The following is a 25064-nucleotide window of genomic DNA, read 5'->3' on the forward strand; positions in this document are numbered from 1 at the left end:
GTGTTCTCTGTTCGGGGGCGTGTTCTGTCCGGGGCGTGCGCTGTAATCGAGGGCATGACCTCGGTGACATGGGCGCAGGTGCTGGCCTGGCGGATGCGGCGGCAGTTCATCGAACGCCCCGGGGACGTGACGGCGGTTCAGATAGCGCGGCGCTTGGCGGGAGTCCAGGCGCAGGTCGCCTCCGCCGCGGAACTCGCCGTGGCGGTACGGCGAACAACCCCGGAGCCAGGGGCCGTGGCACGGGCGCTGACCGACGAACGCACCCTCGTCAAGACGTGGGCCATGCGCGGAACCCTGCACGTGCTCCCCGCCGAAGAGGCGGCCGCCTATCTCGCCCTGTGCGCCACGGCCCGCCCCTGGAAGAAGGCGAGCTGGCAGAAGACCTTCGGAGCGACCCCAGCCGATCTGGAGGAGATCGCGGCCGCCGCGACCGACGCCCTGTCGGGCGGAGCGGCACTCACCCGCGAGGAACTCACCACGGCGGTGGTCGACGAGACCGGGTCGCAGCATCTCGCCGAGGTACTCGGGTCGGGCTGGGGGACGCTGCTCAAGCCGCTCGCCTGGTGGGGTGTGCTCTGCTACGGGCCTCCGCAGGGCACGCGCGTGACGTTCACCTCGCCGGGGCGCTGGCTGCCCGGCTGGACGGGGATCCCCTCGGTGGAGGACGCCGCCCGCACGGTCGTCCACGCGTTCGTCGGCGCGCATGGGCCCGCCACCCCTGACATGTTCGACAACTGGTTGATGCGCAAGACGAGCCGCAAGAAGGACGTCAAGGAATGGTTCGCCGCTGCGCAGGAGGGCCTGTCCACCGTCGAAGTGGAGGGCGCGCAGATGTACGTACTGGAAGAACACCGTGATGAGCTCCTGGCTACCGAGCCGAGCACGTCTGTGCGGCTGCTGGGCGCGTTCGACCAGTACGTCCTCGGGGCCGGGACGGGGGCGACCTATCTGGTGCCCGCCGAACGCCGCAAGGAGGTCAGCCGGGCCGCGGGATGGATCTCACCCGTGGTCGTGTACGAGGGGCGAGTGGCGGGCGTCTGGGAGGCCAAGGACGGTGACATCGCCGTGACCACGTTCGAGGACGTCCCCGCCGCGCCGCTCAAGGACGAGGTCGCCCGCATGCGCGCTCTGCTGGCCTGACGGGGTTCGATCCAGGGCGCGCGTAACGATCCGAAAGCGCTCGTCTAGCGTGACCGACCATGGACGAGCGGGAAACACGGGACGATCCGGTCGAGTACCGGCAGGAGCGCTACAAGCCGCCGGAGGGCGCGGCGGAGATCCTGCTGATCCGGCACGGCGCGTCCGAGCCCGCCCGTCCGGACCGCCCGTTCCCGCTCGTGGACGGCCAGGGCGATCCCGCGCTCGCCCCCGAGGGCCGTCACCAGGCCGACCGTGTCGGTGACCGGCTCGCGGAGGAGCGCATCGACGCCGTCTACGTGACGCCCCTGCGCCGCACCGCGCAGACCGCCGCGCCCCTGGCGCGCAGGCTCGGGTTGGAGCCGCGCGTCGAGCGCGGCATGCGCGAGGTGTACCTCGGCGAATGGGAGGGCGGCCTGTTCCGGAAGAAGGTCGCGGAGAACGATCCGGTGGCGCAGCGGATGTTCGCCGAAGAGCGCTGGGACGTCATTCCCGGCGCCGAATCGAACGAGGCGTTCGTCGCGCGGATCGACGAGGCCCTCACCCGCCTGGCGGAGGTCCACGCGGGCGGGCGCATAGCCGTGTTCACCCACGGCGGGGTGATCGCGCAGGCGCTCGCGTCCGCGACCGGGGCGAGGCCGTTCGCCTTCATGACGCCCGACAACGGCTCGGTCTCGCGGCTGGTGAGGCTCGGGGGCGTGTCGTCCATTCGGGGCTTCAACGACGTGTCGCATCTGGAATGGTCCGCGCCCGCCCCTTTGACCTAGGTACGGAAACGGACGTGCTGGCCAGGACGCAACTGCGCGGCGTCGTTGACGGCGGATGACGCCAGTACGGCGACCACCGGGTAGCCGCCGGTCGTCGGATGGTCGGCCAAGAAGATGATGGGCAGCCCGTTGGGCGGCACCTGGAGCGACCCGGTGACCATGCCCTCGCTCCCGAGTTCTCCGTCCCGGACACGGGCGAGCGGTGGCCCGTTCAAGCGGACGCCTACGCGATTGCTGTCCGGCGACACCTCAAATGTCGCGGACGTGAGCGTGGCCAACGCGTCCTCGGTGAACCAGTCGTCGCGCGGTCCGGGCAGGATGCGCAGTACCGGTGTCTCGGCCAGTGGCGGTGTGGGGGCGATGTCCACGGCGATATCCGCGAGCCCCTCGGAGGAGCCCAGCGCTAGGCGGTCACCTGGCGAGAGTGGTGCAGGCCCGAGGCCGGACAGAAGGTCGGTCGAGCGGCTCCCGAGAATCAGCTCTGTCTCGACGCCACCGCGCACAGCGAGATAACTGCGCAGCCCGGACGAAGGCGTACCGAACTCGACCAGCGCACCGTCCGGAACATGGCAGGGCGCGTTGGTCCCGTATTCGCGTCCGTTGACGCACAGCGGCACTGGCGCGCCAGTGACGGCGATCCAGGCGTGCCCCTGGAAACGCAGTGCCGCCCCACCGAACGTGAACTCCACGCCCGCCGCGCCCTCGGGATTGCCCACCAGCCGGTTGGCCAAGCGGAGCGCGCGCTCGTCCGCGGCCCCCGACCGCGGAACGCCGAGATGCGCATGCCCGGGCCTGCCGAGGTCCTGGACGGTCGCCAGCGGCCCGGACCGGACGACCTCGATCACGAGCGCTCCCCGGGTACGAACCGCACGCGCGTCCCGGGACGCAGCAGCGAGGGCGGGTCGCGCGTCTCGTCCCACAGCCGCAGGTCCGTCCGTCCGAGCAGGCGCCAGCCGCCCGGCGACCGGGACGGGTAGACGGCCGCGTACGGACCGGCGATCGCCACCGAACCGGCCGGGACCGACGTCCGCGGCGACGCGCGGCGCGCCACGTGCAACACGGGGTCGAGGCCGGTCAGATAGGCGAAACCGGGGGAGAAACCGAGGTAGGCCACCGTGTACGAGGCGGCGGAGTGACGCCGGACGACATCCTCGCGGGACAACCCGGTCAGCCGGGCGACCTCGTCCAGGTCCTCCCCGTCGTAGACGACCGGCACCTCCACCGGCTCGGCGTCGTCCGCCGCGTCCGCGGGCAGGGGGAGTCGCGGGAGCCGCGCGGCGAGCCGGTCCAGGTCGGCGGACGGGTCCGCCATGACCAGGACCGTCCGCTCACCGGGAACGACGTCCACGACACCGGGGAGGCTCTGGTCGCGCAGGGCGGCGTTGAGGCGGAGCGCGGTGGCGGGATCCTCGGTCTCCACGAGCAGGGCCGCGTCACCCGCCCGGAGCACTCTCACGCGAACGACTCCAGCGTGACGCCTGCCCCGGACAGGGCCGACCGCACCGACCGTGCCAACTCCACCGCGCCGGGGGTGTCGCCATGCACGCACATGGAGCGCGCCTTCAACGCGACCTCACCCCCGTCCACCGCCGCGACCGTTCCGTCTACAGCCATCCTGACCGCACGCTGGACGACGGCGTCCGGGTCGTGGATGACCGCTCCTGGCTCACGGCGGGACACCAGCGCACCGGACGGCGTGTAAGCCCGGTCGGCGAAGCACTCGGCGACCACGGTGAGCCCGTGGGCCGCGTCGTGCACCGCGGAGCCGGGAAGCGTCAGCAGGGGCAGCGAAGGGTCGTACGCGCGCACGGCGTCTGCCACCGCCCCAGCCTGCCCTGCGTCACGGACCACCCGGTTGTAGAGCGCCCCATGCGGCTTGACGTAGGCGACCCGTCCGCCCTCCGCCCGGGCGATCCCGTCCAGGGCGGCGATCTGGTACAGGATCTCGGCGGTCAGTTCGGCTGGGGCGACGTCCATCTCGCGCCTTCCGAACCCCGCCAGGTCCCGGTACGACACCTGCGCGCCGATCGTCACACCGCGTTCCACGGACGCCGCGCACACCCGCCGCATGATGAGGGGATCGCCCGCGTGGAACCCGCACGCCACGTTCGCGCTCGTGACGACGTCGAGCAGCGCGAGGTCGTCGCCCAGTTCCCAGACGCCGAACCCCTCACCGAGGTCGGCGTTGATGTCCATGATCGCCATGCCCAAGACCTACCACCGAATCCCGGGACTCAGACGGCCTCTTCGCGCACGTCCTCGACCTCGTGCCTGGACGCCCACGCCTGGTACACGCCCCGGTCGAACAGTTCCAGGCCCAGTGCCTCGGCCACGGACGCCTCGCCGCCGCTGTACTCCACGCGCAGCCAGCCCTCGTGTTCGCCGAGCACCACGAACGGCTCGCCCCGCCAGGTGCAGTGCGTCAGGACGTACCGGAACCGCTCGACCGCCGACCGCGGCACCACTTGGACCCACCTGTCCGGCGTTACCTGCCGGAACCCCTCGACCTGGCGCGACGCGTAGAGCCGCACGCAGTCGCCGTCCGGGCTGGCCTCGTACTCGCCGCCGTGCCAGGCCGCGTAGAAACCGTGCCGGACGCTCATCCCCGTCCCCCGGGAAGCCGCACGAGCCACCGGCGGAAGTCGGCGTCGTAGGACGCCACCAGGGTCTCGGGACCGTTCGCGACGATCCGGTACAGCTCGGCCCCGTGCGGCAGGCGCTGACTCTCGATCCTGAACTCGGGAACGGCGGGTCCGTCACCCGGCGTGTGCCCCGACCCGCCGGGCGCACGCCGGAACAACGGCGGCTTCACCGCGGGCCAGCGGATCGCGAAGACCTCCTCGTCCGCGGGCGTGAACGGCGACCCCTCGTAGAGCAGCCCGAGGCCGTGGATCAGCGCCGCCGGGGTCGTCATCTCGGCGACGTCCCGCAGCCGGTGCACGTACCCGGCGACGAGGTCGTAGCCGCCTTCCAGGTAGTGCTGCACATGCTCGGGCCGCACCACCTTCTGCATGACCTCGGCCTGGCCCGTGCCTTCCACGGACATGTGCTCTCTGGGGAACGGGACCGTCTGCGACCTCGCCGTGGGAGCGTTCCGCTGCCCCTCTGGGGGAGCGGGCGCGTCCGCGACGGCGTCGGGCGCGGTGACGCTCGGCCCGCGCTCGAGCGTCGGCGTCACCGGCAGCCCCAGCGGGTCGCTCGGCGTCTCGCGCGGCGAGGCCGGCGGAACCGGCGGAACCGGCGGAACCGGCGGCGCGGGCGGACGCGTGGGCGCCTGTGGGGCGGCGGGGGCGGCGGAGGGTGGCCGAGGTTCGGCCCGCGCGGGAGCGGCGCTCTCCGGCGGACTGGGAGCCTTCCGCGCGGCGGCGCGGCGCTCGCGGGCGGGCTTGGCACCGCCGCTCCGGCCGCGGGACGGGGCCCGGACCGACGCGCCCGCGACATGGACGTCCGTCGGGACGGGCGGCGTCGGGGCGCTCGCCGCGCGCGGCTCCGCGGGCTCGAAGAGCGCCTTGGCGTCCAGGAAGGACGCGCTGGGCAGGCCGGGGTTGATCGCGAGCTGCCAGTCCGGGTGGGGCCACCGCCGGGCCAGCTCCGACAGCGACGCCTCCCGGTGGTGCACCGCCTGCCCCTGCAAGGAGCGGTCCATCGCCTCGGGCGAGGTGAACGCCAGCACGAACGTCCCGTCTCCGAACCGGGCCGTGGCGAATTGGTGCCCGCCCGCCCCCGGTTCGCCGGGCGCGGGCAGGTACAGGACGGCCCGCGCCAGCAGTTCGAGGTAGCCGCTCTGGTCGCCGCGCTCCCGGGCCTCGGCGAGCGCGCCCTCCAACGCGGAGCCGGACGGGCGCGCGCGCCGTGCGGCCGGACGTCCGCCCCCCTCCGGAACGGCGGGCGGGATCCCGAGTCCGGGGAGCGGCAGCGGGCCGCCGTCCGGTCCCGACCGGCTGGCCTGGTAGACGAGCCCGAGCGGCGACTCGATCCCGTAGGCGTCGCGGAACGCGCCCACCATCTGCCCGGCGAGAAGGGCGCACGTCTCCAGTCGCTCGGCCGCGGCGCGCTGCTCCGCCGCCGCACGTCCGCCGCGCTCGCGCAGGGGGAACTGGCGCCACCAGTTCCTGCGCTCCTCCTCGTCCGGGGGCTCCCAGCCGAGCGCCCTGAGCCGCCGCTCCTGCCCCGGGGCGAGCGGCCTGGGCAGGAAGGCGCTGCCGACGGCCTCCGCGTCGAGCAGCCCCTCGGCCCGCATCGCCTGGACGTAGGGCAGCCCGCTCTGCCCCTGGACGATGACGAACGAATTGACCGGCAGGCGTGAGAGTTCCAATGTCAGCCGCTGGGCGAAGTCGTTCCAGTCCACTCGGATCCACTCTCACGTATGTGGGGGCGGGGATGCCTTACTCGACGGTAGCCGAATCGGCGGCGGGCGAGTGGCGCCTCACTCGGATCGCGGAGCGGGAACCGCGTCGGCCCTCACCGGGGTCCACGCGCCGCCGATCGCGTCGTACACCGCCAGCGGGGTCTCGTCGCCCTCGCCGGACGAGTACCAGAGGCGCGTGCCGTGCGGCGGCCGCAGCGGAACGCCGGTCGGCTCCTGGGCGGCCCTCGGCCCGTCCGTGGGCGCGCCCAGGGGAGCGGGCTGCCGTTCGGCGGACACCGGCTCGACGGACACAGGCTCACTGGGTGCGGGCTCACTGGGCGCGGCTTCGACGGGCGCGGGTTCGACGGGAATGGGCTCGGGTGCCACCCGCTCGGCGGGCCGGGTGTCGGATATCCCGGAATCCAGGGCGGCGTTCAGGTCGGCCGCCGAGTACGGATCGATCGCCGTGTGGGAATCGTCGTGCGCCTCAGTGCTCCGTCCAGCGTGACTTGCCGCGGAACCGTTCAGGGCACCGCTCGGACGCTTGGGCTCACCGGCGACGGGGTTCGGCCCGGCGAGCGCGGTCGGATCGACCGTCCCGTAGGGATTCGGGTCGCCCTGCGTGGGCGGAGGCGTCGGGCGCGAGGCTCCGTGCAACTCCCCGTGCAACCGGTCGAGGACGGACGAGTCCAGGAGGACTTCACTGGGGAGCCCCCAGTTGATGGCCAGCCGCCAGGTGGGGTCGGGCCACCCGGACGCAAGTTGCGCGAACGACGTCCGCCGGTAGAGGCCGGGACGCCGGTCGCCCGTGCGCGCGAGTGCTCCGGGAGAGGTGAACACCGTGACGTAGGTACTGCTGCCGATGCTGATGGTGGGGAACTCGGCGCGGTCCGGGTCTTCCACCGCGCCGGCGCTCGCGGGGAGCACCAGATCGGCGTTGGCGAGCAACCGGAAGTACGTGGTGTTGTCACCGTTCGCCTTGGCTTCGGCCAGGCGAGGCTCCAGCAGTTCGGCGTTCACGCGGGCGGTGCCCTCAAGCGGCATGGACGTCCCGGCAGGGGGCGTGCCGACGGACGGGGGAGCCGCCCCCGCGAGCGCGTCGGCCGCGGGCGGAGCACCCGGCGACGACGCGCGGCGCTTGTTCACGCGCGACGGGTCGGCCACGTCGATACCGAAATCGGTCAGCTCGATGAGGCCCGTGCCGTGCCGGTGGAACGACTCGTACACCAGATCGGACGGCCGCCGGACGCCCTGGACGTCCCGCAGGGCGGTGACCATCACGTCGGCCAGCCGCGAGAAGTCGCCCTCGGTCACGGACCGCATCCCGCCGGGCGTCCCGAACTCGGGCAGTTCCGTCCACCAGTTGCGCGGAGTGGGGTCGGACGGCGGACGCCAGCCCGCCTCGCTCATGACCTCCTCGTCGGCGAGGGTGAGCAGAAGCGGGCCTTCGAGGAAGTTGTTGCTGACGGCCTCGGCGTACAGCCGGTCCGGCTCGCGCATGGCCTGCACGTAGTGTCGGCTCTCGTCGCGCTCCCGCACGATGAGGATCGTGTCCCGTTCGAGCCCCGCCAGCTCGCGTCCCAGCCGCCAGGCGAACTCGGACCACTCCAACAAGATCACTCCCTACGGCCGGGGGCGGGCCCCCGGGCCCCGCGAGACCATGCCCGAGACCCGATGATTACCGCCGGGGACGCCGCACGCAAACCGGGAGTTCACTCCGGCGGGGGTTCGTGACGAAGCACACGCAGCGCCTCCCTGAGGGCCTCCGGCCCGTCCTCGTCGCGGTCCAGCACAGCGATGAGTTTGTGCAGGATCTCGTGCCGTTCGTAGCCCACGTCGAGGAGTGATCGGGCGGTCTCCCATAGCTGCGGGGGCTCGCCGTTCCAGAGCCGCTCGGTGAGGCGTTCGTGCGCGGCGATGTGCTCCTCGTCCGCGCCGGGATGCTCGAACTCCAGGATGGCGCGCCGGTCGTCGGGGTCGGCGGGGTCCAGGGTGGACAGGTTGATGAATCCGTGCCGTCCCGACCGCCTGTGGGTCCCGGACAGGAAGGGCAGGGCGAAGGCCCTGCGCGGAAGCGCCTCCAGGTCCCCGTCGGGCAGCAACCGGTCGACCAGCTCGCGGTCGAGACCGAAAGCGGCCGGGTCGCGGTAGGCCTCGGCGAACTTCGCGGTGGCGTCCCACAGGGCGTCCAAGGTCGCCCTGATCCCCTCCTCAGGCAGCCCGGTGCGCTTTCCCGCCCACCTCACCCAGGCGGCGAGGACGTGGGGCACGGCCTCCTGTTCCGACGGGGACAGCAGGACCTTCCGCGGCAGCCAGTCGAGCAGGAACATCTCGCACTTGACCGGGCTGACCCGAAGCGGCCTTCCGAAGTCGTGCGCGCAGCCGTACTCGATGATGCGGTCGACGCACCGGCTGGCCGCCGAGAGGTCGGAGAGGCCGCCCGCCTCGTCCGAGGCGATGAACCGGGCCGCGATCGTGGCCCGCCTGTCCCGCCCGTACACCGGCGCCTGGGGCAGCCGCCCGCCCGGGGGCAGGATGTCCACACGCGCGCGCACGAACGCGTGGTACGAGCCGAAGTTCTCGTTCACGGGCGGGTCGTCGGTGTCGTCGGTGAGGTCGAGCGCGCTCTGCAGCAGCGCCTTGGCGTCGCGCGGGTCGTACTCCTCGAACCGCATCAGCGGGTTCTCGCGTCCCTCACGGCGGCAGTGCTCGAGAAGGGTGTCGACCCTGGACGAGACCCACGCGTCCCGCACCATCCCGACCGACGGGCGCCGTCCGGGGCGCGCGGCGGGCGCGAACGGATCGCCCGCCGGCGGCAGGGCCCCGCCCTTGTTGCGGTCGACGAGGATGACCAGCGCGTGCCGTTCGGCGCCGCCGTAGGTGTAGGTGCAGACGACGGAGTCCTGGTCGCCGTAGACGTCCCTGGACACGTAGCACTCTTCGGGGGCGACCATCCCCACGCGGTCGGCCCATCCCGGTCTGGCGACGCCGTTCTCCATCAGTTCGAGTGCCGCGCCCTCCGCCTTCGCGGCCTGCCGGGGGGTGCCCATGTAGGCCATCCCTATGAGCAGTGCGAGAGCGGCAGGGGTGCCCGCGTCCCGTGCGTAGTCGATCAGGGGTTCGCCGATGACCTCTTCGACGTCGCCGTCCGGCAGGCGTCGCCCCCACCAGGAACCGAGGATCTCGCTGATGATGAGCTCGGCGTCCAGGGGGCTGCGCAGGGCGAGCAGTTCGCGGGCATGCAGCAGCATTCCGTCGAATATCGCCGAGACCTCGTCGGGGGGTGGGGGACGGTCCCGGCCCGGTTCCCCGGAGGGGCGGTGGCGGTGGCGGGGACTCACCCTTCTAGCCTCTCAGATCGGCCGTGCGCCATGTCCAGGACACGTCCGAAGACAGGGGTGCCGAGGGGTCGCTCCGTCCGCTCAGCCGTCCACGCCCGTGGCGGGGCTCCGCCCGGACGGCGGCTCGGATTTCAGTATCCCGGTGAGGTGCTCCCGGGCCATCCGCTCCACCCTGGCGGGAGTGGCCTCAAGACCCAGATGGGTCATGCACGCCTGGACGTCGGCCACGCACCGGTGCACCGTGTCCGACGGAAAGCTCGTGAACTCGTCGCAGAGCCGTCGCGCGAGCGACTCACGGGTCACGCTGCGGTGATCGGCCAGTGCATGCATGAGCGCACACCTCCGCGCACGGGGATCCGATGTCCCATTCCAGCGCTTCTGCGAGGAGAGTCAATACATTCCGGGCCGTCGTTTCGCAAATTCTGGGTCATCTTCGGCGGAGGACTTGTCCATACCCGAGTCCATGTCATTGACCTGGGTGTTCTCTTCGCCCAGTGCGTCCGCCCAGCCCGCGTGGTGCCGTGCCGCCCAGTCGGGGTCAACGCGCCCGGTGAGCATCCCCTGGAGCGCACCCCGGTCCCGTAGCGCCTCCCAGAGGTGCCCTGCGGTCACCACCACGATGACGAGGAAGAGCCAGTCGTGGACGAACGTCGAACCCGTCCGCCACCGGTCGCTCCAGGGATCGGGGAACGTCATGACCTCGCCGGTGCCGAGCATCAGCAGGATCGCGCCCGCGACGAAGGCCGCGTTCAACTTCTGACCCGCGTTGAACTTGCCCACGGGCAGGACTCCGCGTCCACCCCGGACGGCTCTGCGGTCGCGGCGCCTGAGCCACTCCCAATCGTGCGGAGCGAATCTGTTCAACCGGCGGAGGTCGGCCCTGAACGCGCGGGACACCAGACCGAGGACGATCGGAACGGGCAACGCGAACCCACACCAGACATGGACGGTCTTGAGCGTCTCCCGATGCCCCACCAGCGTCGACAACGCCGGGAGGTACAGGCACGCGGCGGTCGCTATGCAGATCAGCATCAGCGATCCGGTCACGTGGTGGATCGCGCGCTCGGCGCGGGTGAAACGCAGCAACCATGTCCGCGCGGGCGGCGCGACGTCATGTCGGTGCATCATCGCGCCCGTTCGACCGCCCCACCCAGGCGTCCACGTCGTACCCCAGGTTCTCCCAGTAGCCGGGACGGACCCGATCCGTCAGCTCGATGCCACCGAGCCATTTCAGCGACTTGTAGCCGTACATGGGCGCCACGTAGAGGCGGGTGGGCCCGCCGTGATCGTGCGAGACGGGCTTGCCGTCCATCTGCGTCGCCACGAGGACGTCCCGCCTGCGCGCCTGGCTCAGCGTCAGCGACTCGGTGTAGACGCCGTCGAACGACGTGAACCGCACCGCGCGGGCCTGAGGCGACACTCCCACCGCGTCCAGGAGGTCGGGCAGGGCGACACCCACCCAGCGGACGTCCGGGACACGCCAGCCCGTCACGCACTGGAAGTCCTTGTCGAGCGCCGTCTGGGGGAACCCCGCCAGATCGGCCATCCCGAAAGAGCGAGGCCTGTCGACAAGGCCACTAACGGTCACGCGATGGGTGGCGGCACTGTGCCGCTTCACACTCCCCGTGACCGAGTAGTAGCGAAAACCGCCCGCCGCCGGGAGGACGTCCCCGATCGGCCCCGCCGGCGCCAGGGCGCGGCTCACTTTGTCTTGCAGAGATGCCCCCACGGCGACCCCCGCGACGCCGAGGCCGAGCATCCCGAGCACGACCCGCCGTCCGACGGGGCTGCCCTCCGCTCGTTCGTCCTCGTCCACGCTCCCATTCGAGCACCGTGGCCCTGGTCGCGCCAGGTTCCGGGGGTCCCCGTAAGACTTCTGACAGATCCGGGAGCGGCCCTAAGCTGGCCCCATGGCCACGAAGGTACAACTCGCCCAGCGTCCCGAGGCCGATGAGCTGCTCGGACGCAGCCCGCTGGCCGCGCTGGTGGGCATGCTGCTCGACCAGCAGGTCCCGATGGAGTGGGCGTTCACCGGGCCCTACACCATCGCCCAGCGGCTCGGCTCCGACGACCTGGACGCGCACGAGATCGCCGCCTACGACCCCGAGCGGTTCGCGGCGCTCCTGTCGGAGAAGCCCGCCGTCCACCGGTACCCCGGATCCATGGCCAAACGGGTGCAGCAACTGTGCCAATACCTCGTGGAGAACTACGACGGGGACGCCGAGCGCGTGTGGAAGGGCGTCGACAGCGGCAAAGAGCTGTTCAAGCGCCTCAACGGCCTCCCCGGGTACGGCAAGCAGAAGGCACAGATCTTCGTCGCCCTCCTGGGCAAGCAGTACGGCGTCCAGCCCGACGGCTGGCGTGAGGCCGCCGGCGCCTACGGGGAGCAGGGCTCTCACCGTTCCGTCGCCGACATCACCGGGCCCGAGTCGCTCGCGAAGGTCCGCGCCTTCAAGCAGGAGATGAAGTCCGCAGCCAAGAACGCCCGCTAGCCAAGACCCGCCAGCCTGCTAGCCAAGACCCGCCAGCCAGGGTCCGCCAGCCGAGGCCGATGCGTCCCGGGATCGCCCCCGCACGTGCGGCCTCGCGTGCGCGGACGCGCCGAACCCGCCGAGTTGACGCCCTGTGACGCCCGATCGCCGTAACATCTCCTACTCGCCGTCCTCGCGGACCGCCTCCCCGTGTCCCCGGCGACGGTGCCCGAATCCGACCGTGTTCGCTTGGTGTCGAAGTGACGATGATGTTCATCAGGGCTTCCGTCCACGGCGAACCATCGGGATGATGAATACCTGACTCCGACCGGTGTTGTGATGGAGGCGGGAGCGCTAGCCTGCTCCCATTCACTCATAGTGATGAAAACTTGCCGCGCGGTACGGGACCCTCTGGGGCGGAGGTGTTGTCCATGAGCACCGAGACGTCCGTCCCGCATCCTCGCGTCTCAGGGGTGGAGGGCCAGCCCATGGATGCGTCCGACGCCGCGCTGTACGCGACCCTGCTGACCGAGGCGCCCGCCGGGCTCGCCTTCTTCGACCGCGAGATGCGCTGCCGCAGGGCGAACGACGCCCTTGCCGCGCTACTGCGCGTGCCCGTCCGGGACTTGCAGAAGCGCAGACCCGGCGAGGTGCTGCCGGAGGCGCTCGCGACGGCCTTCGAGACGGCCCTGCGCAAGGTCATCGCCGAGGACCGCCCGCTCAGCGACCTCGACCTCGTCGTCCCGTCCGGCGGACCCGTCGCGCCGGCCGCCGCGCCCCCGCCGTCCGTCCCGACGGCCTCGCCCGACGCGTCGGGCGTGTCCACGGCGACCGAGGAGCGGATCCTCGCCTGCACCTGGCTGCCCGCCAGGGGCGCCGACGGCGAGCACGTCGGCGTCGTCCTGACCGCCCTGGACGTGACCGAGCGGCGCAGGGCCGAGGAGGTCATCCGCCGCAAGGAGCAGCGCTACCGCTCGCTCGTGGAGGCCAGCGCCCAGGTGGTCTGGGTCGCCGCGCCCGGCGGCGGCGTGATCGACGACGCGCCGGAGTGGCGGGCGATCACCGGCCAGACGCCGGACGACTACGCGGTCGGCGGCTGGCTCTCGGTGGTCCACCCGGAGGACCGTCCCCGCATCGAGGCCATCTGGACCGAGTGCGTCGACGAGAACCGGGTCTTCGAGACCAACTACCGGGTCCGCACCAAGAGCGGCACCTACCGGCACTTCGACGTACGGGCCGTGCCCATCTGGGAGGGCGACGCCGTCATCGAGTGGGTCGGCGCCAACACCGACGTCACCGGGCAGCGCGAGGCCGAGGAGATGCGCGGGCGGCTGACGGAGCAGCTCTCCGCGGCGGCGCTGCGCACGGCGCGGCTCCAGCAGGCCACCTCGATGCTCGCCGAGGCGCTGACCGTGTCGCAGGTCGTCCAGGTCATCACCGAGGTCGGACGGTCCGCCATCGGCGCCGACTACTCCGCCGTGGCCCTGCTCGACGACGACAAGCTCCGCCTCAGCATCGTCGGCCAGCCGGGCGCCGAGGGCGAGGCCGGGCTCGCCTCCCGCGACGAGATCAAGGTCAGCGACCAGACCGTGATGTCGGTGGCCGTGCGCGAGAGCCGTCCGTTTCTGGCCGAGCACCCCGACAGCCTGCGCCTGCAGCTCGGGCACGGAGAGCGCGACCTGTTCGCCCAGCACACGGAGGAACGCGCCTGGGTGGGTCTTCCGCTACTGGCGGCCGGTGCGCCCATAGGCGCGCTCCGGTTCTCGTTCACCCGCCCCAGGGAGATCACCGAGGAGGAGCGGGTCTTCCTGGAGGCGCTCGCCGGGCAGTGCGCCCTGGCCGTCGAACGAGCCCTCCTGTTCGAACGCGAGCACAAGACCGCGGAGGAGCTCCAGCGCAGCCTCCTTCCGAGCGACCTCCCGCAACTGCCCGGAATGGTGCTCGCGGCCCGGTACAACCCCGCCACGCGCCACGTCCAGGTGGGCGGCGACTGGTACGACGTGTTCCGGCTTCCCGACGACCGGCTCGCCGTGGCCGTCGGCGACGTCATGGGCAAGGGCGTCCTGGCGGCGGCCGGAATGGGACGCGTCCGCAACGCCCTGCGCGCCCTCGCCCTGAACGATCCGCGCCCCGCCGCCGTCCTCGCGGGCCTCGACCGCCTGTTCAGCGCGACCGAGGACGAAGAGCAGTTCACCACCGTGGCCTACGCGGTCATCGACCCCGAGACGGGCCACGGCGAGTTCAGCAACGCGGGTCATCCGCCGCCCCTCCTGATCTCTCCGGACACGCCCGCGCGGGTCAGCACGCGCGAGCCCGGGACTCCCCTCGGCTGGCCGAGCCAGCGACAGCAGACAAGTTTTTCCATCGAGACCGGCAACACTGTGGTGTTCTATTCCGATGGACTTGTGGAGAACCGTAGGCGTGGGGTGGACGCCGGGCTGGAGGAGCTTGTCGCCGTGGCCGCGGACGCCCCACCTGAAGTGGTAGGAGATCCCGAAAGACTCGTCGACTTCCTGGTCGATCGGATGCTTGCCGGGTATGAGCAGGTAGACGATGTGACCGTGCTTGCCCTGCACGTCCCGCCCAAGTCCGGGTGACGCCCGCCGGCAACGGCCGAAGAATCGCGTCGCGCGTACGAAGGACCGTCCCGCGCCCTCTAAGGTGGAGAGTTACCGGGTAGGACCTCCAAGGCGGAATGCGCAGCAGTGCCAGAATGCTTGACCCAGAGAGAGCGGGTACGCTGCGGTCCCGCACCGGGAGGTTCGTTCCGTGTGTGGTCCCACCCAGTGTGAGGCCGGGCCCGTCAGGGCACTTGGGTCAGCCAAGCCACACGTTCGTTCGAGAGGTATTTGTGTCGCCTGCTAGCTCGACCTCGAAAGCGTCAGATCTGCACGATCACGTCATCGCGCAACTGATCGAGCGTGGACGGTCCCAGGGCAATCGCCTCGAAGCCGACGACGTACGACGTACGTTCGAGGAGGCCGACATCCCCGTGTCTGCGGCCTCCAGCATTCTGCGGAGCCTCAGCAAGGAGGGTGTGACCGTCATGGTGAGCGCTGCCGACTCCGCGGCGCCCAAGCGTTCGCGCAAGCGCGCGACGCCGCCGGCGCGCAGGCCCAGGACCGCCGCCGCGGCCAAGGAGCAGCCCGACACGGTGACCGCCGTCGTCGGCGACGACGCGGCCGCCGAGGAGATCGCGGCAGAGCCGCGTCCCGCGGCCGTCAAGCCCGCGCCGCCGAAGAAGGCCGCCGCGCCCGCCAAGGGCGCCAAGTCCAAGAAGGCCGCCGCCAAGAAGCGCGCGGCCGCCGCCGCCAAGCCGGCCCCGGCCAAGCCCGTCGCCGACTCCAAGGCGGCCGACGACCCCGAGGTCGAGGACGACGTCGACGTCGATCTCGACGCCGACCTCGCCGATCTCGACGACGTCGAGCTCGTGGAGGACGACGCCGCCGAGGCCGAGGACTCCCCGGAGCCCGAGGACGAGGAGGTCGTGCCCGCCCCCGCGGCGAAGGAGGCCGCGCCGGGCAAGCCGACCGACGGCCCGCCGTCCGAGGAGGAGGGCTTCACCCTCGGCGACGACGACGAGGACGCGCCCGCGCAGCAGATCGCCGCCGCCGGCGCGACCGCCGACCCGGTCAAGGACTACCTGAAGCAGATCGGCAAGGTCCCCCTGCTCAACGCCGAGCAGGAGGTGGAGCTCGCCAAGCGCATCGAGGCCGGGCTGTTCGCCGAGGAGCGCCTCGCCGCCGCCGCTGCCGCCATGTCCGAGGAGGACCTCGAAGACTTCGAGTGGATCGCCGAGGACGGCCGCCGCGCCAAGAACCACCTGCTGGAGGCCAACCTCCGGCTGGTGGTGTCGCTGGCCAAGCGCTACACCGGGCGCGGCATGCTGTTCCTGGACCTGATCCAGGAGGGCAACCTCGGCCTGATCCGCGCCGTCGAGAAGTTCGACTACACCAAGGGCTACAAGTTCTCCACGTACGCCACCTGGTGGATCCGGCAGGCGATCACCCGCGCGATGGCCGACCAGGCCCGCACCATCCGCATCCCGGTGCACATGGTCGAGGTCATCAACAAGCTGGCCCGCGTGCAGCGCCAGATGCTCCAGGACCTGGGCCGCGAGCCCACCCCGGAGGAGCTGGCCAAGGAACTCGACATGACCCCTGAGAAGGTCGTCGAGGTCCAGAAGTACGGCCGCGAGCCCATCTCCCTGCACACCCCGCTGGGCGAGGACGGCGACAGCGAGTTCGGCGACCTCATCGAGGACTCCGAGGCCATCGTCCCGGCGGACGCGGTCAGCTTCACCCTGCTGCAGGAGCAGCTGCACTCCGTCCTGGACACGCTCAGCGAGCGCGAGGCGGGCGTGGTGTCGATGCGGTTCGGCCTGACCGACGGCCAGCCGAAGACCCTGGACGAGATCGGCAAGGTGTACGGGGTGACCCGGGAGCGCATCCGGCAGATCGAGTCCAAGACGATGTCGAAGCTGCGCCACCCGTCCCGGTCCCAGGTGCTGCGCGACTACCTCGACTGACGCGCCTGACTCGACCGATTGGTACGCGACCGCGGGGCCCCTTCTCCGGAAGGGGCCCCGCTGCGTGCCGCCCGGCCGCGATCCGTCAGTCGTGCAGGACGATGTCCAGGTTCGCGCCGTTGAGCTCGGCGGTGTGCCCCAGCCCGGCGACGATCTTGAGGAGCTGATCCGGGGTGCGGGGCGAGGCGCCCGCCTTGAGCAGGTCGTGCGCGACCTGCCCGCGGGTCGCCTTGGCCATGTGGCTGACCACGGTCCGCTTGGGGACGCCGCCGACGAGCCGCTCCCGGAACACCCGCACCGCCACGGCCGGGCCGGGCGCCTTCCACACGGCCGCGTACGGCCCCGAGCGCATGTCGACGACCAGGTCGTCGTCCAGGCGCAGGGCCTTGCGCATGGGCGGGCGCCAGAGCGTCCCCAGACGGCCGGCAGGGGGCAGCGAGACCGCCATGGCGAGCCGGTACGGCGGGACGCGGTCGGTGAGCCGCAGAGCGCCCCACAGCCCCGAGAAGACGATGATCTGCTCGGCGGCGGCCTCGGCGGCGTCGGCGTCCAGGTCGGCGAGCCTCAGGTTGTCGTAGAGGACGCCGGTGTAGAGCCGCGCGGCGGGCAGGGTCGGGGCCTCGCGCAGGGCGAGGTTGCGGGCCAGGGCCTCGTCCGCCTGGCCGGGCGGGAGGGCGAGCACCTCCGACGCGTTCTTCCGCTTGCTCGCCCGCGTCAGGGCCTTCAGGACGCGCTCGCGCACGGGGTTGAGGCCGGGGAAGCTGAGCGACCCCAGGTCGAGGGGCGGACCGTCCCCGTCGCTAGCCTTCTTCTCCGACGGCGGCAGCAGGATGTGCACGATCCCCCCGAAAGCGGTGGCTGATGGAGCGGTTTCCCGAGGTCGGACGGCTGGTCGCCGAGGCGTGGCCCGCGCCGTCCAATCAGGATATGGGCGGCTGGCTGCTCCGGCATGCGGGAGGCGTCACCAAGCGGGCCAACTCCGTCCTGCCCTTGGGTGACCCGGGGGACGTGGGGCACGCCGTCGATCAGGCGGAGCGCTTCTACACGGCGCTGCGCCTGCCGACCGTGTTCTCGATCGACGCCCAGGCGAAGCCCGCGGAACTGGACGGGTTCCTGGAGGCGCGCGGTTACGAGCTGGTGGATCCGACGCTCGCCATGGTGGCGGCCCTACCGGACGTTCACGAGCGGGACGGTGTGCGGATCGCCGACACGCCGTCCACGGAATGGCTGGACCTCTGGTGGTCCGTGGACGGCCGCTACGGTCACGAGCTCCCGATGGCGGAGCGGATCCTCACCGGCATACGGGCGGGGTACGCGTCCCTGGACGGCGTCGCCGTCGGCCGTGCCGTCCCCCAGGGGGAGTGGCTCGGCGTGTACGCGATGGCCGTCGCGCCGGACGCGCGCAGACGCGGCCTGGGACGGCGCGTCCTGCGGGCACTCCTCGCGTGGGGACGGGGCCAGGGATGCGAACGCGCGTACCTGGTCGTCGTCGAACGGAACGCCCCGGCGGTCGCCATGTACGAGGCGGAGGGCTTCGAGCGGGCCGGGATCTACCACTATCGAGTGAAGAATACGACCGTCGACTCACAATGAGTGATCAGACAATTACTCTGTGAAGTCATTGTGTTCCCGTCAGGGAATGCGAACGGCGGCCACCGTTTCCGGTGGCCGCCGTTCATCGGGCCCTGTCTATGGGGAACTACCGCTCCTCGACCGGGGCGGAGGCCGGGGTTTCGTTGAGCCGGTCGGTCTCGTCCTGGATGTCGGCCCCGTTGGCGCGGAGAGCCTCTGCGTACTTGCGCCCGTGGTGGGCACAGAACAGAAGGTCGCCGCCGCCTACAAGGACTGCACGGACGTAGGCCTGAGCGCCGCAGCGGTCGCAGCGGTCTGCGACGGACAACGGCTTGGTTGGGGCAAGGGCTCCAGTCACGGCACCTTCCTCATGCTCGGGGTCGGTACTTAGGACAACATCTAACCCGACGCTGACGTTCCCAACCTGGTTCTTCGTACGCCCACAGCAGAATGGCCCAATTAGTGACTGACGTCACAGCGGGCAACATCGCCTCAAGCGGCGTCCCACCGGAACAAACGCATGGCTATCAGGGTGCCTACCACCGCGACACCCAGCAGAACGCCGATTTGCGGCAGCGCGGACATCGGGCCTAGGCCGCGTCCCATCACGTTCAGCATCCCGTCGTTCAGGTAGCGCAGGGGGAAGATGTACGACAGGCCCTTGAGCCAGGTCGGTGCGTCGTCCAGGGGGAAGAACGAACCGCCCAGGAACGCCATCGGCAGGACGACCAACTGCGTCACCGCCTGAGCCGTCTCCTGCGTCTTGGCCCACGCGCCGATCAGCATGCCGATCGCCAGGAAGGCCAGCACCCCCGACAGGACCATCGGGATCGCCATCCACCACGAGCCCCCGAGCTGCAACCCGAACATGGGCAGCTGGGCCACCAGGACGAACAGCGCGAACTGCACGAGCGCCACGGCCAGGCTGACCGCGACACGCGCGGCGAACACGGTGGGGATCGGGGCGGGGGAGAGCTGGAGCCGGCGCAGGATGCCCTTCGTCCGCCACGTCACCAGCGTCTGGGAGGCGCCGAAGACGCCCGCCGACGCCAGGGCCCACCCCAGCAGGCTGGGCGTGAAGAACTGGATGGCCTTGAGCGAGTCGTCCTCGACCTGCTGGTTGGTCACCTTGTACGCGGGCGGCTTGCCGGTGGCGGCGAGGTTGGCCGACTGGACGATCGAGTCCATCAGGCCGCGCACGGTCCCCGACTTGACCTGGTCGGCGGCCGAGTAGTGGACGACGAGCTCCGGTCCGTGCTGCTCGATGACCGCGTCCGCGTCGCCCTTCTCCACCTTGCGCAGGGCGTCGGCGCGGTCGGACGTCTTGGTCACCTTCATGACCTTGGACAGGTCGCCGTGGGCGACGGCCTGGTCCAGGACGACCGACGGGCCGACCTCCAGCACCTTGACCTTCGACGTGGTCTGGTGGCCGAAGATGCCCCCGAACACGACCAGGAACATGAGCGGGAACAGGACCGTGAAGAAGAGCGCCGTCCGGTCCCTGCGGAAGCCCAGGAACATGGCCCGGGACAGGCTCTTGAAACTCTCGAACGTGCTCACGCCCTGTACTCCCGTCCGGTGAGCTCCAGGAAGACGTCCTCCAGCGTCGCCCCGTGGATCTGGACGCCGTCCAGGGCGTCCTTGGCGGCCATCGCGGCGATGACCGCGGAGGGGTCGCGGGTGGTGATGATCAGCGAGACGCCGTCGTCGGCGGCGTCGTCCGCGCCGGGCAGGAGCCGCGCGTCCGCCACCGTGAGGACGCCGGTGGCCACGCTGATCCGCGCGGGGGCGTCCAGGCCGCGTACCAGCGTCGCGGGCGGGCCCAGTTGGAGGATCCGGCCCGCGTCCATGATGGCGACGCGGTCGCAGAGGCTCTCCGCCTCGTCCATGTAGTGGGTGGTGAGGACGATCGTGCGTCCCTCCGTGTTGATCTCCCGCAGGACGTCCCACAGGTTGCGCCTAGCCTGCGGGTCCAGTGCGGCGGTCGGCTCGTCCAGGAACACGAGTTCCGGGTCGTGCACGAGCGCGCACGCGATGGACAGGCGCTGCGCCTGCCCGCCCGACAGCTTCTCCACCCGGACGTCGGCCTTGTCGCCGAGCCCCACCAGGTCGAGCATCGCGTCCGCCTTCTTGGAGGCGACGCCGTACAGGGAGCCGAACGTCCGCAGTTGTTCGCGCGCGGTGAGCCGCTCGAAGAAGGACGACGCCTGCAACTGGACGCCGATCCGGGGGAGCAGCTTGGAGTTCCGCGGCCATGGGGGCAGGCCGAGCACGGACACGTCCCCCTCGTCGGCCTCCCGCAACCCCTCGATGATCTCCAGGGTCGTGGTCTTGCCCGCGCCGTTCGGGCCGAGGATGCCGAAGAACTCGCCCTCCTCGACCCCGAACGTCACCCCGTCCACGGCCCGGACGTCCCCGTAACGCTTGCGGAGGCCCGTGACCTCGATCGTTTGAGCCATGCGGAGGACGATAGGGAAGCCGCGCATCACCGCACACCCACCTAAAGGTGGACGTTCGGGTCTAGATGCCGGAGCGCGGTAGCCTGGCGAGTCGACCGGGTCCGCCGCGCCGGGCGTGCCGGAACGTCCGCGGCGGCGAGCCTTTCGGAGGATTGTCGGTGGCCGGGGGTACCCTTCTGCCGACCGTCCCACCCCCGAGGAGCGCACGCACGTTGACCGCCGCGACCGCCGAAGCGACCACCGATGACCCGCACGGCTACTCCGCCCGGCACCTCTCGGTGCTGGAGGGGCTGGAGGCCGTGCGCAAGCGACCCGGGATGTACGTCGGGTCGACCGACAGCCGGGGCCTCGCCCACTGCCTGTGGGAGATCGTCGACAACTGCGTCGACGAGGCCCTCGCCGGATACTGCACCCACATCGGCGTGACGCTGCACGCCGACGGGTCCTTCGAGGTGTCCGACAACGGCCGCGGCATCCCGGTCGACCTGGAGCCGAAGACCGGCCTCCCCGGCGTCGAGCTGGTCATGACCCGGCTGCACGCGGGCGGCAAGTTCGGCGGGGTGTCCTACACCGCGTCCGGCGGGCTGCACGGGGTCGGCGCGTCGGTGGTGAACGCGCTGTCCGCGCGGCTGGACGTCGAGGTCGACCGCGACGGGTACACCCACGCGATCAGCTTCCGCCGCGGCCTGCCCGGCGAGTTCGCCGACGAGGGGCGGCCGAACGCCAGGTTCAAGAAGAAGTCGGGGCTGCGCCAGGTCCGCAAGGTCGCGAAGAAGGTCACCGGCACCCGCGTCCGGTTCTGGCCCGACCTGCAGATCTTCCTCAAGGACGCCACGATCGACCAGTCGCTCGTGCTGGACCGGATGCGGCAGACCGCGTTCCTCATCCCCGGCCTCACGATCGACGTCCGCGACGAGCGCGGCGAGGAGGTCGTCGACGAGACGTTCCGGTTCGACGGCGGCATCAGCGAGTTCTGCGCCTACCTCGCCAAGGACGAGCCCATCGTCGACGTCCTGCGGTTCCAGGGGCGGGGCCACTTCACCGAGACGGTCCCCGTCCTGGACGACCAGGGCCACCTGACCCCCACCGACGTCGAGCGCGACCTTGAGGTCGACATCGCGATGCGCTGGGGCACCGGCTACGACACCGTCACCAAGTCGTTCGTCAACGTGATCGCCACCCCCAAGGGCGGCACCCACGTGCGCGGCTTCGACCGCGCCGTGCTCAAGGTCCTGAACGAGCAGCTGCGCTCCACGAGGCTGCTCAAGAACGGCGACGAGGACGTCATCAAGGAGGACGTCCTCGAAGGGCTCACCGCGGTCGTCACGGTCCGGCTGCCCGAGCCCCAGTTCGAGGGCCAGACCAAGGAGGTCCTCGGCACGTCGGCGGCGACCCGGATCGTCTCCCAGGTCGTCACCCGCGAGCTGCGCGAGATCTTCGAGAACCCGCCGCGCGGGCAGAAGCAGCCGCTGCGCGCCGTGCTGGAGAAGGTCGTCGGCGCGGCCAAGACCCGCATCGCGGCCCGCACCCAGCGCGACAACCAGCGCCGCAAGAACGCCCTGGAGAACTCCGCCCTTCCGGCCAAGCTCGTCGACTGCCGCACCGCCGACGACCGCAGCGAGCTGTTCATCGTCGAGGGCGACTCGGCGCTCGGCACCGCCAAGCTCGCCCGCAACTCCGAGTTCCAGGCGCTGCTGCCGATCCGTGGCAAGATCCTCAACGTGCAGAAGGCGTCCGTCGCCGACATGCTGAAGAACGCCGAGTGCGCCGCGATCATCCAGGTGATCGGGGCCGGCTCGGGCCGTACCTTCGACCTCGACTCCGCCCGGTACGGCCGGATCATCCTGATGGCGGACGCCGACGTCGACGGCTCGCACATCCGCACCCTGCTGCTGACCCTGCTGTACCGCTACATGCGGCCCATGCTGGAGGCCGGACGCGTGTACACCGCCGTCCCGCCGCTGCACCGCATCGAGCTGATCAAACCCAAGAAGGGCCAGGACAAGTACGTCTACTGCTACAGCGACGGCGAGCTGACCCGCAAGCTGGTCGAGTTCGAGCGCAAGGGCCAGCGCTGGAAGGAGCCCGTCCAGCGGTACAAGGGCCTCGGCGAGATGGACGCCGACCAGCTCGCGGAGACCACCATGGACCCGCGGCACCGCATCCTGCGCCGGATCCGCATCGAGGACGCCGACGAGGCCGCCAAGATCTTCGACCTGCTGATGGGCAGCGACGTCGCGCCCCGGCGGGCGTTCATCACGGCGGGCGCGTCCGAACTGGACGCCGAGCGCATCGACGTGTGACCGGCGGCGACGGCGCGGCGCCCACCCCGGCGGTCAGCGCGGCGTCCGCGCTGGTGTCCGGCCGGGCGTGTCCACCCGGCGGTGGAGAAGGCGAACTCCAGCCGAGCGCCGATCCGTCCGCCGCCCGCGTTCCCTAGCGTCGGACGCATGAACGCGCAGGGCAGCACGCGCCCCGCCCGCACCGTCCCACGGTGCGCGGACGGGCGCACACGGCACACGGTGATCGTCGGTCTCCACCGGGACGGCCCCGCCGGGCGGCGTCCCGGTTTGGGACGGACCGCGCACCGGCCCGCAGCGGTTAGCGTCATACCGTGAACTGCGGCATCCCGAGGTCCAAGGAGCGGATCGTCTCGCGGGTCCTCGTGGTGATCCTGATCACCTGGGGCGCGGTCGCGTACCTGCGCGGGCTGCTCCGCTCCGACCAGCCGCCCGCGCTGCACGGGTCCGGCCTCGCCGTCCTCGCCATCAACCTCGTCATGATCGCCCTGCTGGCGGCCGGCGCCCGCGCGAACCACCGCAGGGACGGGCGGTGGCGCACGGCGTCGATCGTCCTGCTCGGCGCCGCCCTCGCGACCTCGCTGGCGTTCTACGGGCTCGACCCCGAGTTCGGCGGCTCCTTCATCGTCCCGATGATCGCGCTCTGGGCGCTGTTCACCCGGCTTCCGCTGCCGTGGGGCGTCGCGACGAGCGCCCTGACCATCGTGGTGCTCGGCGTCCTCGGCGAGGTGTTCCGCGACCGCGGCGCCGACTACGGGCTGATGGTCGCGTTCGTCGGCGTGACCATGGGCGCGGTGGCGAGCAGGCAGGGCGTCGCCGCGCAGGAGGCGACCAGGCGCGCGGAGGCCGCCAACGCCGTGCTCGCCGAGCGGTCGCACATCGCCCGGGAGATCCACGACATCCTCGCGCACTCGCTGTCGGCGCAGATCGTCCACCTGGAGGGGGCGCGGCTGCTGCTGGCCCGGGACGGCGACCGCGTCCAGGCCCTGGACCGGGTCGAGCGCGCCCGCAACCTCGCCCGCTCCGGCCTGGAGGAGACCAAGCGCGCGCTGGCCACCCTGCGGGGCGAGATACCGGAGCCCAAGGACGCTATCGCCGAACTGGCGGAAGAGTTCTACGCGAGCACGGGCCGCCCCTGCGACGTGCGGGTGACGGGCGTCCCGCGCGAGCTGCCGGCGCAGGCCGGGCTCACGGTCGTGCGGACCGCGCAGGAGGCGCTGACGAACGTCCGGAAACACGCTCCGGGCGCGCGCGCACATGTCGTCCTGCGCTACTTCAGCGACAGGGTCGAACTCGAAGTGACGGACAGCGGCGCCACGGAGTCCGTCATCGAGCTGGACGGCGGCGGCTACGGCCTGGTGGGCATGCGCGAGCGCGCCGAGCTGATCGACGGGACGCTGATCACGGGCCCCGAGGGCAAGGGCTTCCGGGTGTCCCTCAAGGTGCCGGTGTGACGGGAGACTGGACGCGGTGAGCGAGAAGACGAGAATCCTGGTCGTCGACGACCAGACCGTGGTGCGCGAGGGCCTGGTCCTCCTGCTGGAACTGCTGCCCGGCCTGGACGTCGCCGGGTCGTGCGGGGACGGCGAGCAGGCCGTCGCGATGGTCGCCGAGCTGCGGCCCGACGTCGTCCTGATGGACCTGCGGATGCCCCGGGTGGACGGCGTGGAGGCCACCCGCCGGATCAAGCGGGACCACCCGGACGTGGAGGTCGTCGTCCTCACCACCTACGCCGACGACGAGTCGATCTTCGCCGCGCTGCGCGCCGGGGCCCGCGGCTACCTCACCAAGGACGCGGGCGCCGACGAGATCGCCCGCGCCGTCGCCGCCGTGCGCGGCGGAGCGGCGCAGCTCGACCCGGCCGTCCAGCGGCGGCTGGTCGAGGCGGTCGCGACCGAGGAGCGGCCGCGCCGTCCGGCCGCGGGCGGGCTGCCGGACGGGCTCACCCGCCGCGAGGCCGAGGTGCTCGCACTGATCGCCCGGGGGCGCTCCAACGCCGAGATCGCCGGTGACCTGTTCATCTCCGAGGCGACGGTGAAGACGCACATCAACAACCTGTTCGCCAAGGCGAACCTCCGCGACCGGGCGCAGGCCGTCACCTACGCGTTCAAACACGGCCTCGCCGGATGATCATCGGTCAG

23 protein-coding genes are annotated in these 25064 nt (G+C 71.4%); 9 read left to right on the top strand and 14 right to left on the bottom strand.

All coding sequences use genetic code 11. The features are described 5' to 3' along the window. The first annotated feature begins 54 nt into the window (after positions 1-54). Both ACH01S_RS27605 and ACH01S_RS27610 read left to right on the top strand, forming a co-directional pair. A complete protein-coding gene (locus ACH01S_RS27605; RefSeq protein ID WP_067897697.1) occupies positions 55-1140 on the top strand; it encodes a winged helix DNA-binding domain-containing protein in 1086 nt (361 codons plus the stop codon). A gap of 59 nt (positions 1141-1199) precedes the next feature. Continuing rightward, positions 1200-1904: a histidine phosphatase family protein gene (locus tag ACH01S_RS27610; RefSeq protein ID WP_067897701.1), complete on the top strand. Its 705-nt coding sequence runs from the start codon at positions 1200-1202 to the stop codon at positions 1902-1904. On the opposite strand, the gene ACH01S_RS27615 is transcribed toward ACH01S_RS27610, so the two are convergent. The 10 genes from ACH01S_RS27615 to ACH01S_RS27660 form a co-directional block, all read right to left on the bottom strand. Further along, the gene (locus ACH01S_RS27615) at positions 1901-2749 is read right to left on the bottom strand and encodes a 5-oxoprolinase subunit C family protein (RefSeq protein ID WP_067897704.1); all 849 of its coding nucleotides are present in this window, start codon (positions 2747-2749) and stop codon (positions 1901-1903) included. The two genes, ACH01S_RS27610 and ACH01S_RS27615, sit on opposite strands and share 4 nt — an antisense overlap. Beyond that, positions 2746-3360 (bottom strand): 5-oxoprolinase subunit PxpB, encoded by a 615-nt coding sequence (gene pxpB / locus ACH01S_RS27620; RefSeq protein ID WP_067897707.1) that lies wholly within the window; start codon positions 3358-3360, stop codon positions 2746-2748. Before pxpB ends, ACH01S_RS27615 begins: the two co-directional genes overlap by 4 nt. Further along, entirely contained in the window at positions 3357-4109 is a 753-nt protein-coding gene (locus tag ACH01S_RS27625) for a LamB/YcsF family protein (protein WP_067897711.1), read from the bottom strand. Before ACH01S_RS27625 ends, pxpB begins: the two co-directional genes overlap by 4 nt. Before the next feature lie 29 nt (positions 4110-4138). After that, complete coding sequence (locus tag ACH01S_RS27630; RefSeq protein WP_067897713.1) at positions 4139-4507, bottom strand: UCP033725 family protein; 369 nt, start codon at positions 4505-4507, stop codon at positions 4139-4141. Beyond that, a complete protein-coding gene (locus ACH01S_RS27635; RefSeq protein ID WP_067897717.1) occupies positions 4504-6252 on the bottom strand; it encodes an SseB family protein in 1749 nt (582 codons plus the stop codon). Before ACH01S_RS27635 ends, ACH01S_RS27630 begins: the two co-directional genes overlap by 4 nt. Before the next feature lie 78 nt (positions 6253-6330). Then, the gene (locus ACH01S_RS45485) at positions 6331-7866 is read right to left on the bottom strand and encodes a TY-Chap domain-containing protein (RefSeq protein ID WP_246237229.1); all 1536 of its coding nucleotides are present in this window, start codon (positions 7864-7866) and stop codon (positions 6331-6333) included. A 98-nt stretch (positions 7867-7964) separates the two neighbouring features. Continuing rightward, complete coding sequence (locus ACH01S_RS27645) at positions 7965-9503, bottom strand: hypothetical protein (protein ID WP_067897723.1); 1539 nt, start codon at positions 9501-9503, stop codon at positions 7965-7967. Between the two features lie 171 nt (positions 9504-9674). Then, positions 9675-9896, bottom strand: coding sequence for a hypothetical protein (locus ACH01S_RS27650; RefSeq protein ID WP_306303264.1), 222 nt, complete (start codon positions 9894-9896; stop codon positions 9675-9677). Between the two features lie 87 nt (positions 9897-9983). Next, complete coding sequence (locus ACH01S_RS27655) at positions 9984-10679, bottom strand: cytochrome b/b6 domain-containing protein (RefSeq protein ID WP_218010418.1); 696 nt, start codon at positions 10677-10679, stop codon at positions 9984-9986. A 25-nt stretch (positions 10680-10704) separates the two neighbouring features. Next, positions 10705-11352: a molybdopterin-dependent oxidoreductase gene (locus ACH01S_RS27660; RefSeq protein WP_083981217.1), complete on the bottom strand. Its 648-nt coding sequence runs from the start codon at positions 11350-11352 to the stop codon at positions 10705-10707. A 151-nt stretch (positions 11353-11503) separates the two neighbouring features. On the opposite strand from ACH01S_RS27660, the gene ACH01S_RS27665 reads away from it, so the two are divergent. The 3 genes from ACH01S_RS27665 to ACH01S_RS27675 all read left to right on the top strand — a co-directional run bounded on the left by ACH01S_RS27665 (position 11504) and on the right by ACH01S_RS27675 (position 16592). Next, positions 11504-12085 carry an HhH-GPD-type base excision DNA repair protein gene (locus ACH01S_RS27665; protein ID WP_067897734.1) on the top strand — a complete coding sequence of 194 codons (582 nt, stop codon included), beginning with the start codon at positions 11504-11506 and terminating at the stop codon, positions 12083-12085. 410 nt (positions 12086-12495) lie between these two features. Then, the gene (locus ACH01S_RS27670; RefSeq protein WP_067897738.1) at positions 12496-14661 is read left to right on the top strand and encodes a SpoIIE family protein phosphatase; all 2166 of its coding nucleotides are present in this window, start codon (positions 12496-12498) and stop codon (positions 14659-14661) included. Between the two features lie 254 nt (positions 14662-14915). Further along, a complete protein-coding gene (locus ACH01S_RS27675) occupies positions 14916-16592 on the top strand; it encodes an RNA polymerase sigma factor (protein WP_083981207.1) in 1677 nt (558 codons plus the stop codon). An 85-nt stretch (positions 16593-16677) separates the two neighbouring features. Here the strand turns inward: ACH01S_RS27675 and ACH01S_RS27680 are convergent, their stop codons facing one another. Continuing rightward, positions 16678-17430, bottom strand: coding sequence for a YaaA family protein (locus tag ACH01S_RS27680; RefSeq protein WP_067897741.1), 753 nt, complete (start codon positions 17428-17430; stop codon positions 16678-16680). A 23-nt stretch (positions 17431-17453) separates the two neighbouring features. Here ACH01S_RS27680 and ACH01S_RS27685 point away from each other — a divergent pair, with 23 nt between their 5' ends. Then, on the top strand, positions 17454-18185 hold the full coding sequence (locus tag ACH01S_RS27685; protein WP_067897744.1) for a GNAT family N-acetyltransferase: 732 nt from the start codon (positions 17454-17456) through the stop codon (positions 18183-18185). 106 nt (positions 18186-18291) lie between these two features. On the opposite strand, the gene ACH01S_RS46195 is transcribed toward ACH01S_RS27685, so the two are convergent. The 3 genes from ACH01S_RS46195 to ACH01S_RS27700 form a co-directional block, all read right to left on the bottom strand. Beyond that, positions 18292-18522, bottom strand: coding sequence for a DUF7455 domain-containing protein (locus ACH01S_RS46195; RefSeq protein WP_067897747.1), 231 nt, complete (start codon positions 18520-18522; stop codon positions 18292-18294). 134 nt (positions 18523-18656) lie between these two features. Then, positions 18657-19724, bottom strand: a complete 1068-nt coding sequence (locus ACH01S_RS27695) for an ABC transporter permease (protein ID WP_218010420.1) — start codon at positions 19722-19724, stop codon at positions 18657-18659. Beyond that, positions 19721-20623 (bottom strand): ABC transporter ATP-binding protein, encoded by a 903-nt coding sequence (locus ACH01S_RS27700; protein WP_083981218.1) that lies wholly within the window; start codon positions 20621-20623, stop codon positions 19721-19723. Before ACH01S_RS27700 ends, ACH01S_RS27695 begins: the two co-directional genes overlap by 4 nt. A 212-nt stretch (positions 20624-20835) precedes the next feature. Between ACH01S_RS27700 and ACH01S_RS27705 the strand changes: the two genes are divergently transcribed. The 3 genes from ACH01S_RS27705 (at position 20836) to ACH01S_RS27715 (ending at position 25053) form a co-directional block, all read left to right on the top strand. Further along, positions 20836-22926 carry a DNA gyrase/topoisomerase IV subunit B gene (locus ACH01S_RS27705; RefSeq protein WP_067897753.1) on the top strand — a complete coding sequence of 697 codons (2091 nt, stop codon included), beginning with the start codon at positions 20836-20838 and terminating at the stop codon, positions 22924-22926. Positions 22927-23237: 311 nt separating this feature from the next. Then, positions 23238-24377: a sensor histidine kinase gene (locus tag ACH01S_RS27710; RefSeq protein ID WP_083981208.1), complete on the top strand. Its 1140-nt coding sequence runs from the start codon at positions 23238-23240 to the stop codon at positions 24375-24377. A 16-nt stretch (positions 24378-24393) separates the two neighbouring features. Then, positions 24394-25053 carry a response regulator gene (locus tag ACH01S_RS27715; RefSeq protein WP_067897758.1) on the top strand — a complete coding sequence of 220 codons (660 nt, stop codon included), beginning with the start codon at positions 24394-24396 and terminating at the stop codon, positions 25051-25053. Positions 25054-25064: the final 11 nt, after the last annotated feature.

The sequence above is a fragment of the Actinomadura chibensis NBRC 106107 genome (assembly GCF_001552135.1).
In the GTDB taxonomy this organism is placed as follows: domain Bacteria; phylum Actinomycetota; class Actinomycetes; order Streptosporangiales; family Streptosporangiaceae; genus Spirillospora; species Spirillospora chibensis.